The 14,680-nt window shown below is 67.8% G+C and carries 17 protein-coding genes; 15 read left to right on the top strand and 2 right to left on the bottom strand.

The genetic code is table 11. From position 1 onward, the window contains the following. Positions 1 to 68: 68 nt before the first annotated feature. From G4G00_RS13485 to G4G00_RS13470, 4 genes are all read left to right on the top strand, one after another. Positions 69 to 467 carry an HU family DNA-binding protein gene (locus G4G00_RS13485; RefSeq protein WP_108748848.1) on the top strand — a complete coding sequence of 133 codons (399 nt, stop codon included), beginning with the start codon at positions 69 to 71 and terminating at the stop codon, positions 465 to 467. Between the two features lie 319 nt (positions 468 to 786). Continuing rightward, positions 787 to 1,095 carry a DUF3861 family protein gene (locus G4G00_RS13480; RefSeq protein WP_108752408.1) on the top strand — a complete coding sequence of 103 codons (309 nt, stop codon included), beginning with the start codon at positions 787 to 789 and terminating at the stop codon, positions 1,093 to 1,095. Positions 1,096 to 1,150: 55 nt separating this feature from the next. Next, positions 1,151 to 1,693 (top strand): hypothetical protein, encoded by a 543-nt coding sequence (locus tag G4G00_RS13475; protein WP_108752407.1) that lies wholly within the window; start codon positions 1,151 to 1,153, stop codon positions 1,691 to 1,693. A gap of 80 nt (positions 1,694 to 1,773) precedes the next feature. Continuing rightward, entirely contained in the window at positions 1,774 to 2,370 is a 597-nt protein-coding gene (locus tag G4G00_RS13470) for a DUF1439 domain-containing protein (RefSeq protein WP_108754744.1), read from the top strand. A 149-nt stretch (positions 2,371 to 2,519) separates the two neighbouring features. Here the strand turns inward: G4G00_RS13470 and G4G00_RS13465 are convergent, their stop codons facing one another. After that, positions 2,520 to 2,987 (bottom strand): SET domain-containing protein-lysine N-methyltransferase, encoded by a 468-nt coding sequence (locus tag G4G00_RS13465; protein ID WP_108752406.1) that lies wholly within the window; start codon positions 2,985 to 2,987, stop codon positions 2,520 to 2,522. Positions 2,988 to 3,191: 204 nt separating this feature from the next. Between G4G00_RS13465 and G4G00_RS13460 the strand changes: the two genes are divergently transcribed. The 5 genes from G4G00_RS13460 (at position 3,192) to G4G00_RS13440 (ending at position 8,485) form a co-directional block, all read left to right on the top strand. Then, the gene (locus tag G4G00_RS13460) at positions 3,192 to 3,647 is read left to right on the top strand and encodes an SUF system Fe-S cluster assembly regulator (RefSeq protein ID WP_108748843.1); all 456 of its coding nucleotides are present in this window, start codon (positions 3,192 to 3,194) and stop codon (positions 3,645 to 3,647) included. An 18-nt stretch (positions 3,648 to 3,665) separates the two neighbouring features. Further along, the gene (sufB, locus tag G4G00_RS13455) at positions 3,666 to 5,141 is read left to right on the top strand and encodes a Fe-S cluster assembly protein SufB (RefSeq protein ID WP_108748842.1); all 1,476 of its coding nucleotides are present in this window, start codon (positions 3,666 to 3,668) and stop codon (positions 5,139 to 5,141) included. Between the two features lie 64 nt (positions 5,142 to 5,205). Beyond that, on the top strand, positions 5,206 to 5,970 hold the full coding sequence (gene sufC, locus G4G00_RS13450; protein WP_108748841.1) for a Fe-S cluster assembly ATPase SufC: 765 nt from the start codon (positions 5,206 to 5,208) through the stop codon (positions 5,968 to 5,970). Next, positions 5,970 to 7,232, top strand: coding sequence for a Fe-S cluster assembly protein SufD (gene sufD, locus G4G00_RS13445; RefSeq protein ID WP_108752405.1), 1,263 nt, complete (start codon positions 5,970 to 5,972; stop codon positions 7,230 to 7,232). Before sufC ends, sufD begins: the two co-directional genes overlap by 1 nt. Beyond that, a complete protein-coding gene (locus tag G4G00_RS13440) occupies positions 7,229 to 8,485 on the top strand; it encodes a cysteine desulfurase (RefSeq protein ID WP_108752404.1) in 1,257 nt (418 codons plus the stop codon). The genes sufD and G4G00_RS13440 overlap by 4 nt, the downstream gene beginning before the upstream one ends. Positions 8,486 to 8,511: 26 nt before the next feature. Here G4G00_RS13440 and G4G00_RS13435 read toward each other — a convergent pair whose 3' ends face one another. Next, a complete protein-coding gene (locus tag G4G00_RS13435) occupies positions 8,512 to 9,162 on the bottom strand; it encodes a transposase (RefSeq protein ID WP_164274278.1) in 651 nt (216 codons plus the stop codon). A gap of 217 nt (positions 9,163 to 9,379) precedes the next feature. On the opposite strand from G4G00_RS13435, the gene G4G00_RS13430 reads away from it, so the two are divergent. The 6 genes from G4G00_RS13430 to G4G00_RS13405 all read left to right on the top strand — a co-directional run bounded on the left by G4G00_RS13430 (position 9,380) and on the right by G4G00_RS13405 (position 14,649). After that, positions 9,380 to 9,919, top strand: coding sequence for a GNAT family N-acetyltransferase (locus G4G00_RS13430; protein ID WP_164274275.1), 540 nt, complete (start codon positions 9,380 to 9,382; stop codon positions 9,917 to 9,919). Then, positions 9,916 to 10,248, top strand: coding sequence for a non-heme iron oxygenase ferredoxin subunit (locus G4G00_RS13425; RefSeq protein WP_108748836.1), 333 nt, complete (start codon positions 9,916 to 9,918; stop codon positions 10,246 to 10,248). Before G4G00_RS13430 ends, G4G00_RS13425 begins: the two co-directional genes overlap by 4 nt. A 195-nt stretch (positions 10,249 to 10,443) precedes the next feature. Then, on the top strand, positions 10,444 to 10,845 hold the full coding sequence (locus G4G00_RS13420; RefSeq protein ID WP_108752401.1) for a hypothetical protein: 402 nt from the start codon (positions 10,444 to 10,446) through the stop codon (positions 10,843 to 10,845). 190 nt (positions 10,846 to 11,035) lie between these two features. Then, complete coding sequence (locus G4G00_RS13415; RefSeq protein WP_164274272.1) at positions 11,036 to 13,354, top strand: catecholate siderophore receptor Fiu; 2,319 nt, start codon at positions 11,036 to 11,038, stop codon at positions 13,352 to 13,354. 49 nt (positions 13,355 to 13,403) lie between these two features. Continuing rightward, positions 13,404 to 14,081 carry a Fe2+-dependent dioxygenase gene (locus G4G00_RS13410; protein WP_108755601.1) on the top strand — a complete coding sequence of 226 codons (678 nt, stop codon included), beginning with the start codon at positions 13,404 to 13,406 and terminating at the stop codon, positions 14,079 to 14,081. A gap of 175 nt (positions 14,082 to 14,256) precedes the next feature. Then, positions 14,257 to 14,649: a hypothetical protein gene (locus G4G00_RS13405; protein WP_164274269.1), complete on the top strand. Its 393-nt coding sequence runs from the start codon at positions 14,257 to 14,259 to the stop codon at positions 14,647 to 14,649. Positions 14,650 to 14,680: the final 31 nt, after the last annotated feature.

The raw sequence follows: 14,680 nt of genomic DNA, 5'->3' as shown, positions 1-14,680 counted from the left end.
CCTACATTGCGCTTGCCGACGGGGTTCGGCGCCGACCAAACAACCAACCGTTCACGGAACAGGAAACCATGGCAAAGACCGCTAAGAAGGCTGCCCCGAAAAAGGCAGTGAAGAAAGTCGCGACGAAGGCAGCCGCCAAGCCGGCCGCTCCGAAGCCGATCAAGGAAGTGCTGACCAAGTCGGGCCTGGTTGCACACATCGCTGAAGCGTCCGGCGTTGTCGCCAAGGACGTGCGCGCTGTGCTGGCCTCGCTGGAAAGCGCTGTCGCTTCCTCGGTGCACAAGAAGGGCGCTGGCTCCTTCACCCTGCCGGGCCTGCTGAAGATCTCCACCGTCAATGTGCCGGCCAAGCCGAAGCGCAAGGGCATCAACCCGTTCACCAAGGAAGAACAGTGGTTCGCCGCCAAGCCGGCCACCACCAAGCTCAAGGTTCGCCCGCTGAAGAAGCTCAAGGACGCTGCGCTGTAAGCGCGCGCCCCACGGCGATCTTCTGACGGGACGGCCCAGGCCGTCCCGTTTTTTTTGCGCGCAATGTACCCACGCCCAGACAACCCGCCAGTAGATCCACGCCATGCGTGGATGCGCGCCACCCCAGGACAGTCCGCAACACAGCGTTTCCCTGCGCGTGCCCTGCCCGCCCACAGCCGCGCCAGCATTGGCCGCAGCCGGCATTTTCCGCTTCGGGAACGAACCGGGTGGAACACTGCGTGCAGCGCGGGCCGTCGCCGCCGGTCACCGCCTTGCCTATGGTGGGCACATCCCCCACCTACAGGCGAGCACACCTCTCATGGCCAGCCCCTCCACCCGCTACCGGATCTCGGTGACCCCCATCGAAAAGGACGGGCACCAGTGCACCGGGCGCTGCACCATCGAACTGGAACACCGCGCCAGCCGCGACCTGATGCGCCTGCTGGAAGCCGCCCCGCGCACGCCCGGCCTGAGCGGTGACGAGCGCGCCACCCTGGTGGTCGCCGCGCAGTTGCTGCGCGATATCGTCCAGCGCCATGCCGACAGCGAAGGCCACGCCCTGGCGACGGTGGCGCCCGACCTGCTGGCCGCGCTGCAGGCGTTGGACCAGCGCATCGCATCGCGCTGATTCCCGCCCAGCCGATACACTGCCGCCTCCCATTGGCCTCGGGGAGGAGGCAGACATGCGCAGTATGTTGGGCGGGTGCCTTGCCCTTGCCCTGATCGGGTGTTCGCGCGCCCCGGTGGACGCACCCGCGTCGGCCGCCACCACCGCCGCGGCGGCCGACGCAGCTGTCGCGACGGCCCCTGCTGCCGACGCCCCGCCAGGCGCCCTCGCAACGCAGACGGTTGACCCGCTGTTCGGCGCAGTCGCAGCCGGCAGCGAAGCACCCGCCCATATGCTCAACCGCTACATGCTGGACCTGCTCAACGGCAACCGCAGCAGCAGTGATGCGGCCTGGACCTTCGCCCCGGCCGACCCGCGGCATGCCGACGACGCGCTGCTGCGGCAGCTGCCGGACCTGCGCAGCCTGCGGCTGGACAGCGAACCGCCCGTTCCCCGCGACCACGAACGCCCCAGCCGACTGCTGGAAGTGCCGGTACGGGTGCGTGCCACGACCGGCCAGGGCAGCTTCCGCTTCCACGGCTGGTACCGCGTGCAGCCACGCGCGGACGGCCAGGGCTGGCAGATCCAGTCGGCGAAGCTGGAACCCACGCTGGACTGAATCCCTTTCGCAGCGTGCACCCGCGATTCAGCGGCCACCGCTACTCTGTGAGCCACCCCACCACCTGCCCGGTCACCGCCATGCGCCTGCGTTCCCTGCTGACCCGTGTTGCTGCATCCACTGTCCTGATCGCCGCGGCGATCGGCGCACAGGCAGCCCCCTCGATTTCCGGCCGCGAACTGTCGGTCGGTGCCAGCGACGTCCAGCAGTATCTGGATGGCAGCTTCCCGCGTACCCAGGACGCGCTGGGCGGACTGATCGCCCTGACCATGAGCCACCCGCAGCTGAGCCTGCCGGCTGGCGAACGCTTGAACCTGGGCATGGACCTGGCCTTGGCCACCGCGGGCGGCAACCCCACCAACCTGGGCAAGGTGAAGCTGAGCAGCGGCCTGCGCTACGACGCACAGACCCAGGGCTTCCACCTGCAGGAGCCGACCGTGGACGATTTCACCCCGGCCAGCCAGGGCGGGCGCCTGGATTCGCGCACCCGCGCCCTGCTCAACGCCGCCCTGAGCGACTACGCGCGCCGCGAACCCATCTACAAGCTGGACCCGGCCGTGGCCGGCGTGCTGGGCGCCCTGCAGGTGCAGTCAGCGCAGGTGAAGAACGGCAAGCTGGTGGTCACCTTCAACCAGAACCTGGGCAGCCTGGTGCCCGCCGGCCTGCTGGGCAAATAAGGTAGCGCCGGGCATGGCCCGGCGCTACCGCTCACGCCGCCAACGGGATATCGTCGGGCACGCCAGGTGCAGGCGGCCCTTGTAGAGTCGAGCTTGCTCGACTGCCCTTAGCAAAGCAGTCGAGCATGGCCCGACGCTACAGATACCGCTCAGCGCTTGGGCTGCAGCATCGTGCCGGTGCACTTGGGCGAACCGCAGCGGCACTCCCAGATCTTCTTCAGCTTGGCGGTGTGGCGCTCGGCCAGCACGATGCCGTAGTTGTAGGTCAGCTCTTCGCCGTCCTTGATATCGCGCACCGCCTCGATGAACACCTTGTCGCCGCGGCTGTCACCGTCTTCGTCTTCCTCGATCACCGCTTCGCAGTTCGGGTCGCAGCTGTGGTTGATCCAGCGCGCGTCGTTACCCTTGTAGTTGGCATCGATCACCCAGTCATCGTTCAGGGTGAACAGGAAGGTGTGGCCGCTTTCCACATCGCCGCTGTCATCGGCATCGACATCGCCATGGCTGCGCAGCAGGCCCTTGTACTGGATCACGCGCTCGCCCTGCTTGATCGGGGCCACGGCGAACACGCCGTTGCCATGGATGGCGGACTTGCGGGCTTGGATCTTCTTGGGCATCGGCAAGGGGGTTGGCAGCAATAGGAACCCCGATTCTCACCCATTCACAGTGATTGCGAAAATCACCCCCATGCCGCAGCATGTCGCCCCACCCCGCTGCCGGGGTGCCCCGCCGCCGGCCCAGCGCCGGCTGAATGGCCGGGTTGGATGCCGGCGAAGAAAAGCGTACAATTTCAGTCCGCTTTAAGAACCACTCGCATCCCCATGTTGCGCGTCACCAAGCTCACCGATTACGCCACCGTCGTGCTGACCGTGCTCGCCGCCCGCCCGGGCGAGGTGCTCAGTGCCACCGAACTGGCTGAATTCACTGGTCTGGAACCGCCCACCGTCAGCAAGGTGCTCAAGCCGCTGGCCCAGGCCGGTCTGGTCGAAGGCCTGCGCGGCGTGCGCGGCGGCTACCGGCTGACCCGCGCGCCCGGGCAGATCACCCTGTTCGAGGTGGTCGAAGCGATGGAAGGGCCGCTGGCCCTGACCGAATGCAGCCACGACCACCACCAGTGCGGCATGGCGCCCAAGTGCGGCGCGCGCAGCAGCTGGCGGCTGATCAACGATGTGGTGTCCGAGGCCCTGCGCGCTGTCAGCCTGGCCCAGATCCTGCCCCCTCTTCCCCTTGTCGATGACGAACAGCGCCGCACCATCGCTGTCGACGTCGTCTCCTGATCCGTAGGCAGCCCCCCCATGGCCACCGAAACCATCGAAACCGTCGCCCACGACGACACCCCCAACCGCGAGATCCACGAGCAGCTCGGCCGCAAGTACTCGGCCGGCTTCATCACCGAGATCGAATCGGACTCGCTTCCTGCCGGCCTGGACGAGGACACCATCCGTGCCCTGTCGGCCAAGAAGGAAGAGCCGGAATGGATGACGCAGTGGCGCCTGGACGCCTACCGTCACTTCCTGACCATGCCGATGCCGAACTGGGCCAAGCTGCAGATCGCCCCGATCGACCTGCAGGCGCTCAGCTACTACTCCGCGCCGAAGGGCCCGAAGTACGCCTCGCTGGATGACGTGCCCAAGGAACTGCTCGATACCTACGACAAGCTGGGCGTGCCGCTGCACGAGCGCGCCAAGCTGGCCGGCGTGGCGGTGGACGCCGTGTTCGACTCGGTGTCCGTCGGTACCACCTTCCGCAAGGAACTGGCCGAGAAGGGCATCATCTTCTGTTCCATGTCCGAGGCCATCAAGGAACACCCGGAGCTGGTGCGCCAATACCTGGGCACCGTGGTGCCGGTGGGCGACAATTACTTCGCCGCGCTGAACTCGGCCGTGTTCTCCGATGGCAGCTTCGTGTTCATTCCCAAGGGCGTGCGCTGCCCGATGGAACTGAGCACCTACTTCCGCATCAACGCCGGCCACACCGGCCAGTTCGAGCGCACCCTGATCGTGTGCGAGGACAAGGCCTACGTGTCCTACCTGGAAGGCTGCACCGCGCCGATGCGCGATGAGAACCAGCTGCACGCCGCGGTGGTGGAACTGGTGGCGCTGGAAGACGCGGAGATCAAGTATTCCACGGTGCAGAACTGGTACCCGGGCGACGAGAACGGCGTGGGCGGCATCTACAACTTCGTCACCAAGCGTGCCGAATGCCGTGGCGCGCGCAGCAAGGTCACCTGGACCCAGGTCGAGACCGGTTCGGCCATTACCTGGAAGTACCCCTCCTGCGTGCTGCTTGGCGACGATTCGGTGGGCGAGTTCCATTCGGTGGCGCTCACCCACCACCGCCAGCAGGCCGACACCGGCACCAAGATGATCCACGTCGGCAAGCGCACCAAGAGCAAGATCGTCAGCAAGGGCATCAGCGCCGGCCGCGGCCAGAACACCTACCGCGGCCTGGTCAAGGTCGACCGCAACGCCGATGGCGCGCGCAACTACACCCAGTGCGATTCGCTGCTGATCGGCAAGCAGTGCGGCGCCCACACCTTCCCCTACATCGAGGTGAAGAACCCGGGCGCCACCGTCGAGCACGAGGCCACCACCTCGAAGATTTCCGACGACCAGCTGTTCTACTGCCGCGCCCGTGGCATCAGCCAGGAAGACGCGGTGTCGATGATCGTCGACGGCTTCTGCAAGCAGGTGTTCCGCGAACTGCCGATGGAATTCGCAGTGGAAGCCAAGAAGCTGCTGGAAGTCTCGCTGGAAGGGTCGGTGGGTTGACCCGCCTGCTGCCTTCGTTCTGATTATTCAGCCACGCACGGCGTGGCGCTACTGGATTCGTATCATGCTGAAGATCGACAACCTCCACGCCCGCATCGGCGACAAGGAAATCCTCAAGGGCCTGTCGCTGGACGTGAAGCCCGGCCAGGTGCACGCCATCATGGGCCCCAACGGCGCCGGCAAGTCCACCCTGGGCAATGTCCTGGCCGGCCGCGACGGCTACGAAGTCACCGAAGGCAGCGTGCAGTTCGACGGTGTGGACCTGCTCGACCAGGACCCGGAAGCGCGCGCCGCCGCTGGCCTGTTCCTGGCGTTCCAGTACCCGGTGGAAATCCCCGGCGTGAACAACACCTACTTCCTGCGCGCCGCACTGAATGCACAGCGCAAGGCGCGCGGCCAGGACGAGCTGGATTCCATGCAGTTCCTCAAGCTGGTGCGGCAGAAGCTGGCCGTGCTTCACCTGAAGGACGAGCTGCTGCACCGTGGCGTGAACGAAGGCTTCTCCGGTGGTGAGAAGAAGCGCAACGAGATCTTCCAGCTGGCCGTGCTGGAGCCGAAGCTGGCGATCCTGGACGAAACCGATTCGGGCCTGGACATCGACGCGCTGAAGAGCGTGGCCGACGGCGTGAACGCGCTGCGCGCGGCCGACCGTTCGTTCCTGGTCATCACCCACTACCAGCGCCTGCTGGACTACATCAAGCCGGACGTGGTGCACGTGCTGGCCGACGGCCGCATCGTCAAGACCGGTGGCCCGGAACTGGCGCTGGAACTGGAAGCCCACGGCTACGACTTCCTGAAGGATCGCGTGGTGCGCGAGGCGGCCGTCTGATGAGCGCCCTGCTCGACTCGATGGCCCAGGCCTTCTGCGGCAGCGATGCGCGCCGCGACGTGCTCGATGCCGCCCTGCGCGACGGCCTGCCGGCTGCACGCAGCGAAGCCTGGAAGTACACCTCGCTGCGCCAGCTGGAGCGCCGCGCCTTCGCCCCCGCACCGCAGGCCCCGGCCGCGCTGGATGCCGAGGCACTGGCGGACATTCCCGCACCGCGCCTGGTGTTCGTCAACGGCCGTCTGCACGATGGCCTGAGCGACACCCACGGCCTGCCGGCCGGCGTGCAGCTGGAAGCGCTGTCCAGCGCACTGGCCGCCGGCGAGGATGCCGCGCGCTTCCTTGGCCGCCGCTACGAGCGCAGCGACGAAGTGTTTGCCCGCCTCAACGCCGCCCTGGCCGATGAAGGCGTGGTGCTGCGCGTGGATGAAGGCGTGCAGGTTGAAGTGCCGCTGCAGCTGGTGTTCGCCAGCGTGGTCGGCGATACCGACCTGGCCTGGCACCACCGCCACCTGATCGAACTGCGTGCCGGCGCCAGCCTGGGCGTGGTCGAGCACCGCTTCAGCGTGGGCGATTCGGCCCACCTGGACAACACCGTGCTGCACGCCCACGTCGCCCGCGATGCCGTGCTCACGCACGCCCGCGTGCAGGCCGGCAGCGCGCGCCAGACCAGCTTCCTGCGTACCGATGCGGTGCTGGCGCGCGATGCGCAGTACCACCGCGTGGATCTGGAACTGGGCGCCGCACTCAGCCGCCACGAGCTGAACGTGCGCCTGGAAGGCGACAACGCACAGCTGACCGCCAACGGCGTGCTGCTGGGCAATGGCCGCCGCCACGTCGACACCCGCCTGGGCATCGACCACATTGCCCGCGATACCCGCAGCGAGCTGCTGTGGCGCGGCGTGGCCGCCAACCGCAGCCGCGTGGTGTTCCATGGCGGCATCCAGATCCGCGAAGGCGCCGATGGCACCGACGCGAACCTGTCCAACAAGAACCTGCTGCTGTCGGCCGATGCCGAGATCGACACCCAGCCGGTGCTGGTGATCGACGCCGACGAAGTGAAGGCCGCACACGGTGCCACCGTCGGCCAGCTCGATGCCAACGCGCTGTTCTACCTGCGCTCGCGCGGCCTGCCGCAGGCCGAGGCGCAGGCGCTGCTGAGCGCCGCGTTCTGCCACGAACCGCTGAAGGTGCTGCCCGACGCGCTGCGCGAGCAGCTGGCACGGCGCCTGGACAAGGCCCTGGCCGAGGCAGGCGTGGCATGAACCTGTCCACCCCGCGCCCGATCGAAGAACGCGCCGCTGCCCCCGACTGGGACCGCGTGCGCCTGGACTTCCCGCTGCTGATGCGCGAAGTGCACGGCAAGCCGCTGGTCTATTTCGACAACGCCAACACCGGCCAGAAGCCGGTGCAGGTGATCGGCGCGGTGGACGAGTTCTACCGCCGCTACAACGCCAATGTCAGCCGTGCGGTGCACGCGCTGGGCACCGAAGCCACCGACGCCTACGAAGGTGCGCGCAACAAGCTGGCGCGCTTCCTGAACGTCCGCGCCAGCGAGCTGGTGCTGTGCAGCGGCACCACCTTCGCACTGAACCTGGTGGCGTATTCGTGGGCGCTGCCGCGGCTGAAGGCCGGTGATGTCATCCTGGTCTCGCGCATGGAGCACCATGCCAACATCGTGCCGTGGCAGCTGGTCGCCCAGCGCACCGGCGCGACCATCCGCGTGGCCGAGATCACCCCCGAGGGCGCGCTGGACCTGGATGCACTGCGCCAGGCCATGACCCCCGAAGTCAAGCTGCTGGCCGTGGCCCACGTCTCCAACGTGCTGGGCACGGTCAACCCGGTGCGCGAGATCTGCCGTGAAGCGCGCAAGCGCGGCATCGTCACCGTGGTCGATGGTTCGCAGGCCGTGCCGCATCGCAAGGTGGACGTGGCCGCGATCGGCTGCGACTTCTATGCCATCACCGGGCACAAGATGTGCGGCCCGACCGGCACCGGCGCGCTGTGGGCACGCCGCGAACATCTCGACGCCATGCCGCCGTTCCTCGGCGGTGGCGAGATGATCAAGGAAGTCAGCTTCGACGGCACCGTGTTCAACGACGCCCCGCACAAGTTTGAAGCCGGCACCCCGAACATCGCCGGCTTCATCGGCCTGGGCGTGGCCGCCGATTACCTGGACGGCCTTGGGCTGGAGCACGTGGAAGCACGGGAGGCGGAACTGCTGGCGCACTTCACCGAGGAACTGCAGAAGATCGATGGTCTGCGCATCTTCGGCACCACGCCGGACAAGGCAGCCGTCGTCTCGTTCCTGATCGACGGCGCGCACTCCCACGATCTGGCCACCCTGCTCGACCTGGAAGGCGTGGCCGTGCGCTCGGGCCAGCACTGCGCGCACCCGCTGCTGCAGTACTACGGCGTCGCCGCCACCTGCCGTGCCTCGCTGGCGTTCTACAACACCCACGCCGAGATCGAGCGCTTCATCGTGGCGCTGAACAAGGTGCGCAAACTGCTGGGCTGAGCCCGCAGAGCGGGGCCAGCAAGGGGTCAGATCCCTTTCGCAGCGCGAAAGGGCTCTGACCCCGTCAATGCACCAGCCAACCGCCGCTGCGACTGCAATGCCTTCCGTATCGAAGCCAGATCCCCCGCAGGAATGCCCTGTTCGATGAACGCGGCGTAGCGCCTGCGGCGCTCCTCCACATCCGCAGCCATCAGCTCGAACGCAGAATGCGGCACCAACAGCGCGTTCACCCTGCCCGATGCATTGGCCCCGTAGCTCGACCAGCGGTAGTCCCCGGGATGCGCCACCATCTCCGCCCGCACCGGATGGAGCTCGATGTAGCGCTGGCAGGCGAGCAGGTACCGATCCGAATCCACCAGCGTGGAGTGAAAGCGCCCTTCCCAGAGGGTGCCGCTTCGGCCCTGCCGCTCGTTCACCCGGCGCACATAGGCACGGCTCACCGCCTGCATCATCCTCGAGAGCCCACCGGGCGAATCAGGTGTCACCAGCAGATGGACATGGTTGTGCATCAGGACGTAGGCGTGGACCCGGCATGCCTGCTGATCCGCCTGGCTGCACAGCAGACGCAGGTAGGCAACGCGGTCGCCATCGCTGAAGAACACCGTCTGCCGGTTGTTGCCGCGCTGGACGACGTGCTGCGGGAAACCTGGTGCATCAATGCGGCGCGGGCGGGGCATGGGCGTCTCCGATTGCCAAGGGGGTCAGAGCCCTTTGCCGGGCAAAGGGATCTGACCCCCAGCATCTGCTGCTGCCGCTCCGAAGGCAGTCGGTCGACTACCCGCCATGGCGTCGTCCGATTGGGGTCAGAGCCCTTTCGCGCTGCGAAAGGGATCTGACCCCATCCCATTGCCCCGGACCATTTGCGGGCGCGCCCACCCCACCTAGAATGGCGGCATGAGCACCCTGACTTTCCGCGCCGCCACGCCGGCCGACATCCCCGCCCTGATCACCCTGGTCACCTCCGCCTACCGTGGCGATGCCAGCCGCGTGGGCTGGACCACCGAAGCCGACCTGCTGGACGGTGCCCGCATCGACGCCGAAGGCATCCAGGCCGACCTGGACCGCCCGCGCTCGACCATCCTGCTGGCCGAACGCGAGGGCCACATGGTGGCCTGCGCCCACGTCGCCGATGTCGACGGCAAGGGCTACTTCGGCATGTTCTCGGTCGACCCGGCCCAGCAGGGCGGTGGCGTCGGCAAGCAGCTGATGGAAGCGGCCGAAGCCCATGCCGCGCGCGAGTGGCAGCTGCCGGTCATGCAGATGACGGTGATCGACGTGCGCGACGAACTGATCGCCTTCTACGAGCGCCGCGGCTACCAGCGCACCGGCATCAAGAAGCCCTTCCCCTATGGCGACGAACGCTTCGGCATTCCCAAGCGCGACGACCTGCGCTTTGAAATCCTGGAAAAGCCGCTGGCCGGGGCATCGGCATGAGCGAGGCCTGGACCTTCGTCTGCGCCGGCGCGGAACTGCTGCCGGGTGAAATGAAGAGCGTGTTCGACGAGGTGACCGGCACGCCCATCGTCGTGTTCAACCTGGACGGCGAGCTGTATGCGCTGGAAGACCAGTGCACCCACGAGGAATTCGAACTGTCCTCGGGTGAGTTCAACACCAGCGAAGGCAGCATCGAATGCGTGCTGCATGGCGCGCGGTTCGACGTGCGCGATGGTCGCGCCCTCTGTGCCCCGGCCTACACCGCCGTGCCGAAGTTTCCGGTGAAGCGCGAGCACGACGCAATCTGGACCCGCGACGACCGCGATTGACCCAGCAAGGGCGTTGCGCGCCCCGGCGCGCGCCCGTCCACCCCAGGGGCGGATTGAACCCGCACTGGCCGCCACCGGCCCGCTAGGCCGCCCCAGGCCCGTTCACGAACGCCCGCCGACTGCGCAGATGCGAATCATTATCGTTGGTGTTATCCTGCGCGCCTCATTCGTAACGGTTTGTAACGCTCCCGCGCCATGGCTTTGCCTGCGGCCACCGCCACGCTGTGCCAGCTTGCCCGTCAGGGGTGGCCGCTGCTTGCCGCAGCGCTGCTGACCCTGTTGCTGGGCTGGTCGGCCCTGCATGAGGGCCGGGGCGCGGCAGCACCGTCGATGATGGCGGCCTCCCCAGCCACTGTGCTGGACAGCGCGCCGCACGCGCCCGACGGCGGCCTGCCCCCTGACGAGCCCCTGCCGCGCAGCGAAGCGCCGGCCGAAGGTGGGCCCGAAGACGAACCCCTGCCGCCTGCGCAGCTCTGCCAGAGCACGCCGCCGGTCGCGCCGCCGCACACCACGGTCGCCCCGGCAGTCACCACGGCGGTCGCCACCGGCAACCGGCGCCAGCCGCCCTCGCACGCGCCTCCGGCCACCCTGGCCTGATCGCGGCGCGCCTGCGCGCGCTTCGCCGCATCCCGGCCACCCTGGCCTGATCGCGGCGCGCCTGCGCGCGCTTCGCCGCATCCTCGTTTCCCGCCCGCCTCCGCGGTGCGCGCGTTCCTGTTCCCGCCCTCGTTCCCGCCCCTGTCGCGCACGCGCCGACGGCCCATTCCTGTCTTTCATTCCCATGCCCATGAGCCCCATCAAGAGCCGCAAGCACGCCACCCCGCTTCGTTCCCTGCCGCTGGCCACCCTGGCCGCCGGCCTCGGCCTGGCCACCCTGCCCGCCCTGGCCCACGCCGAAGCGGCCGACAACGCACGCACCTTGGACAAGATCGACGTGCACGCCACGCGCGGCTACAAGGCCGACAAGGTGGCCTCGCCGAAGTTCACCCAGCGCCTGCAGGACACCCCGCAGACCATCCAGGTCATCACCAGCGACCTGTTCAACCAGCAGGGCGCCACCACGCTGACCGAGGCGCTGCGCAACAGCCCCGGCGTGGGCACCTTCTATGCCGGCGAGAACGGCAACACCACCACTGGCGATGCGCTGTTCATGCGCGGCTTCGACACCTCCAACAGCCTGTACGTGGACGGTGTGCGCGACCTGGGCTCGATCTCCCGCGATGTGTTCAACATCGAACAGGTGGAAGTGACCAAGGGCCCGGCCGGCACCGACAACGGCCGTTCGGCACCGACCGGTGCGATCAACCTGGTCAGCAAGCAGGCCAACCTGCAGGACGCCACCTCGGCCAGCATTTCGCTGGGCAGCGACCAGCAGCGCCGCACCACCGCCGACTGGAACCAGTCGCTGGGCGCCACCAGCGCGCTGCGCATCAACGGCATGTGGCAGGACAGCGACCAGCCCGGCCGCGACCACGTGCAGAACAAGCGCTGGGGCATCGCACCCTCGCTGGCCTTTGGCCTGGGCACCGCGACCCGCTACTACCTCAACCTGCTGTACGTGAAGCAGGACAACGTGCCCGATGGCGGCGTGCCCACCCTGGGCCTGCCGGGCTGGACCCCGCAGCCGACCCTGGAAGCACTGGCCGGGCACCCGGTCAATCCGGAAAACTTCTACGGCACCCGCGCCGACCACGATGACGTGACCGCGCAGATGGCCACCTTCCGTTTCGAGCACGACTTCAACGACAGCGTGCGCCTGACCAACACCGCGCGCTGGGGCCGCACCGAACAGGACTACCTGCTCACCGCCTTCATGGGCACCGGCGTGCGCGGCGCGGGCGGCCGCCCGACCGGCAACATCACCTACACCAACCCGGCCGACCTCTCCAGCTACGCCATCGCGCGCAGCCTGCCGACCTTCAAGGACCAGCGCAATACGATCCTCACCGATCAGCTGAACCTGCGCGCGGACTTCGCCACCGGCGCGGTCGGCCACGCACTCAGCGCCGGCCTGGAATTCACCCGCGAAGAACTGGACAGCTACGGCCAGGCCGCCGCTGCCGGCACCAGCTGGCCGGCCGCCAACCTGTACGACCCGGACTGGAACGTCAGCGGTCTGAACTGGGCGCACAACGGTGCCGACGCGCACGGCAAGACCACCACGTCCTCGGTCTACCTGTTCGACACCCTGTCCTTCGGTGAAAGCTTCCTGCTGACCGCCGGCGTGCGCGCCGACCACTACAGGACCGAGTACGCCAGCGCGTCGGTGTGTGGCGGTCGTGGCGGCCCGGTGTGCGGCAGCAACCCCACCGGCACCGTGCTGCGCAACCCCACCCTGGAAGCCAGCGACACCCTGCTGAACTGGAAGCTGGGCGCGCTGTACAAGGTGGGCGACACGGTCAGCCTGTACGCCAACTACGCCATTTCCCAGCAGCCGCCGGGCGGCGCGAACTTCCAGCTGAGCAGCTCGGCCAGCAGCGCCGACAACCCCAAGCTGGACCCGCAGAAGGCCAAGACCTTCGAAGTGGGCAGCAAGTGGGGCTTCATGGATGACGCACTGGCGGTGAACCTGGCGCTGTTCCAGACCGACGTGGACAACGAGATCAACACCACCGTGCTGGACGATGCCGGCAACCCCACCCAGACCGGCAGCAAGCGGGTGAAGGGCGTGGAACTGTCGGCGGTCGGCCGGGTGACCGAGAACTGGTCGGTCAGCGCCGGCTTCAGCCATCTGGATACCGAAGTGAAGGAAGGCGCGAAGGTGGCCGCCGACGGCACCACCAACCTGACCTACACCCCGGACGATACGTTCACCGGCTGGACCAGCTACGTGCTGCCGTACGGCATCACCGTGGGCGGTGGCGTGCGCTACGCCGCCGGCATGCACCGCGGCACCGACGGCGCGGTGGGCACCCCGTCGTTCACCAAGTCCTATGCGGTGTACGACGCCATGGTCTCGTGGGACGTGAACGAGCACGTGTCGCTGCGCTTGAATGGCTACAACCTGTTCGACAAACAGTACGTGGCCAGCATCAACAAGAGCGGCTACCGTTACACCCCGGGTGCACCGCGCACCTTCCTGCTCAGCGCGGACATCCGCTTCTGATGCAGCGCGCGGGGGAGCCCGTCTCCCCCGCGCCTTTGAAGGAACCGCCATGCTGCTGCACATTCCGCAGGTCCTGTCTTCCGACGATGTCGCCCAGCTGCGGCAGCGCCTGGATGCGGCCGACTGGGCCGATGGCCGCGAAACGGTGGGCGTGCAGGGTGCCCGGGTGAAGCACAACCAGCAGTTGCCCGATGCATCGCCGTTGAAAGCCGAACTGGGCAGCATCGTGCTGGCCGCGCTGCAGCGCCACCCGCTGTTCTTCGCCGCGGCCCTGCCGCTGAAGATCCTGCCGCCACGTTTCAACCGCTACACCGGTGGCGGCACCTACGGCTTCCATGTGGACGGCGCAGTCATGAACCTGGCCCACGGCGAACAGCTGCGCTCGGACATTTCCTGCACCCTGTTCCTGTCCGCGCCGGAGGAATACGACGGCGGCGAGCTGGTGATCAGCGATACCTACGGCGAACACGAAGTGAAGCTGCCCGCCGGTGACCTGATCGTCTACCCGTCCAGCAGCCTGCACCAGGTCACTCCGGTCACCCGCGGCGCGCGCGTGGCCTCGTTCTTCTGGGTGCAGAGCATGATCCGCGACGATGCCCAGCGCCGCCTGCTGTGGGAAATGGACACCTCCATCGAGCGCCTGCGGCAGACCAGCGCCGACCCCGGTGCCGTACTGCAGTTGACCGGCGTGTACCACAACCTGCTGCGGCGCTGGAGCGAGGTCTGAGCGATCTACCCGGCACGCGACGCCACATGACAATCGTTCTCATTTGCAACTGCTAACCGCTCTCATTATAATCACGCCCCGTTGACGCCGGCGGTTCCGGCCGCTCCCAGGGTTGCCGATCTTGCTTGGCCCGCTTCGCCCCCGCCCGCTTCGCCACGTGCAGCTTGGTACCGCCATGCGCGGCCGCCGGCCTGCACTGGCCAGTCTGTTGGCGTGGATCGCGATGCTGGCGTTGCTGCTGGGCACCCTGCCGCTGTTGCCGGTTGCCCACGCGGGCCTGGCCCAGGCGCAGCAGCAGCCGCTGGAAGAGCGTGGCGGTGAGCGCGGCGCGCACGAAGAGGCACCGGCCAAGCTGCGCCGTTGCGCTGCAACCCCGCAGAAGAAAACCGACACGTCGCCGCCCCTGCTGCTGGCGCGCCAGTGGCTGCACAGCGAACTGCAGTTGATCCCCACCGCGCCGGCGCATGCCGTCGCGCAGACGGACTGGCCGCTGGCCGCTCCGGACACGCCCTGGGCCGACGCGCCCGGGCGTCGCCAGCAACGCGGCCAGGCGCCGCCGCTGGCCTGATCCCCGGCCCTGGCTGACCGCATCGGCGGTA

This window comes from Stenotrophomonas sp. B1-1 (genome assembly GCF_010894375.1).
In the GTDB taxonomy this organism is placed as follows: Bacteria; Pseudomonadota; Gammaproteobacteria; order Xanthomonadales; family Xanthomonadaceae; genus Stenotrophomonas.
The sequence above is the reverse complement of the archived record's forward strand: the minus strand, read 5'-3'. Positions and strand labels throughout refer to the sequence as shown.

Excerpts from the sequence above, each read along its gene's own strand:
- G4G00_RS13485 (WP_108748848.1), top strand. The coding sequence starts at position 69 with ATGGCAAAGACCGCTAAGAAGGCTGCCCCGAAAAAGGCAGTGAAGAAA.
- G4G00_RS13480 (WP_108752408.1), top strand. The coding sequence starts at position 787 with ATGGCCAGCCCCTCCACCCGCTACCGGATCTCGGTGACCCCCATCGAA.
- G4G00_RS13475 (WP_108752407.1), top strand. The coding sequence starts at position 1,151 with ATGCGCAGTATGTTGGGCGGGTGCCTTGCCCTTGCCCTGATCGGGTGT.
- G4G00_RS13470 (WP_108754744.1), top strand. The coding sequence starts at position 1,774 with ATGCGCCTGCGTTCCCTGCTGACCCGTGTTGCTGCATCCACTGTCCTG.
- G4G00_RS13465 (WP_108752406.1), bottom strand. The coding sequence starts at position 2,987 with ATGCCCAAGAAGATCCAAGCCCGCAAGTCCGCCATCCATGGCAACGGC.
- G4G00_RS13460 (WP_108748843.1), top strand. The coding sequence starts at position 3,192 with ATGTTGCGCGTCACCAAGCTCACCGATTACGCCACCGTCGTGCTGACC.
- sufB (WP_108748842.1), top strand. The coding sequence starts at position 3,666 with ATGGCCACCGAAACCATCGAAACCGTCGCCCACGACGACACCCCCAAC.
- sufC (WP_108748841.1), top strand. The coding sequence starts at position 5,206 with ATGCTGAAGATCGACAACCTCCACGCCCGCATCGGCGACAAGGAAATC.
- sufD (WP_108752405.1), top strand. The coding sequence starts at position 5,970 with ATGAGCGCCCTGCTCGACTCGATGGCCCAGGCCTTCTGCGGCAGCGAT.
- G4G00_RS13440 (WP_108752404.1), top strand. The coding sequence starts at position 7,229 with ATGAACCTGTCCACCCCGCGCCCGATCGAAGAACGCGCCGCTGCCCCC.
- G4G00_RS13435 (WP_164274278.1), bottom strand. The coding sequence starts at position 9,162 with ATGCCCCGCCCGCGCCGCATTGATGCACCAGGTTTCCCGCAGCACGTC.
- G4G00_RS13430 (WP_164274275.1), top strand. The coding sequence starts at position 9,380 with ATGAGCACCCTGACTTTCCGCGCCGCCACGCCGGCCGACATCCCCGCC.
- G4G00_RS13425 (WP_108748836.1), top strand. The coding sequence starts at position 9,916 with ATGAGCGAGGCCTGGACCTTCGTCTGCGCCGGCGCGGAACTGCTGCCG.
- G4G00_RS13420 (WP_108752401.1), top strand. The coding sequence starts at position 10,444 with ATGGCTTTGCCTGCGGCCACCGCCACGCTGTGCCAGCTTGCCCGTCAG.
- G4G00_RS13415 (WP_164274272.1), top strand. The coding sequence starts at position 11,036 with ATGAGCCCCATCAAGAGCCGCAAGCACGCCACCCCGCTTCGTTCCCTG.
- G4G00_RS13410 (WP_108755601.1), top strand. The coding sequence starts at position 13,404 with ATGCTGCTGCACATTCCGCAGGTCCTGTCTTCCGACGATGTCGCCCAG.
- G4G00_RS13405 (WP_164274269.1), top strand. The coding sequence starts at position 14,257 with ATGCGCGGCCGCCGGCCTGCACTGGCCAGTCTGTTGGCGTGGATCGCG.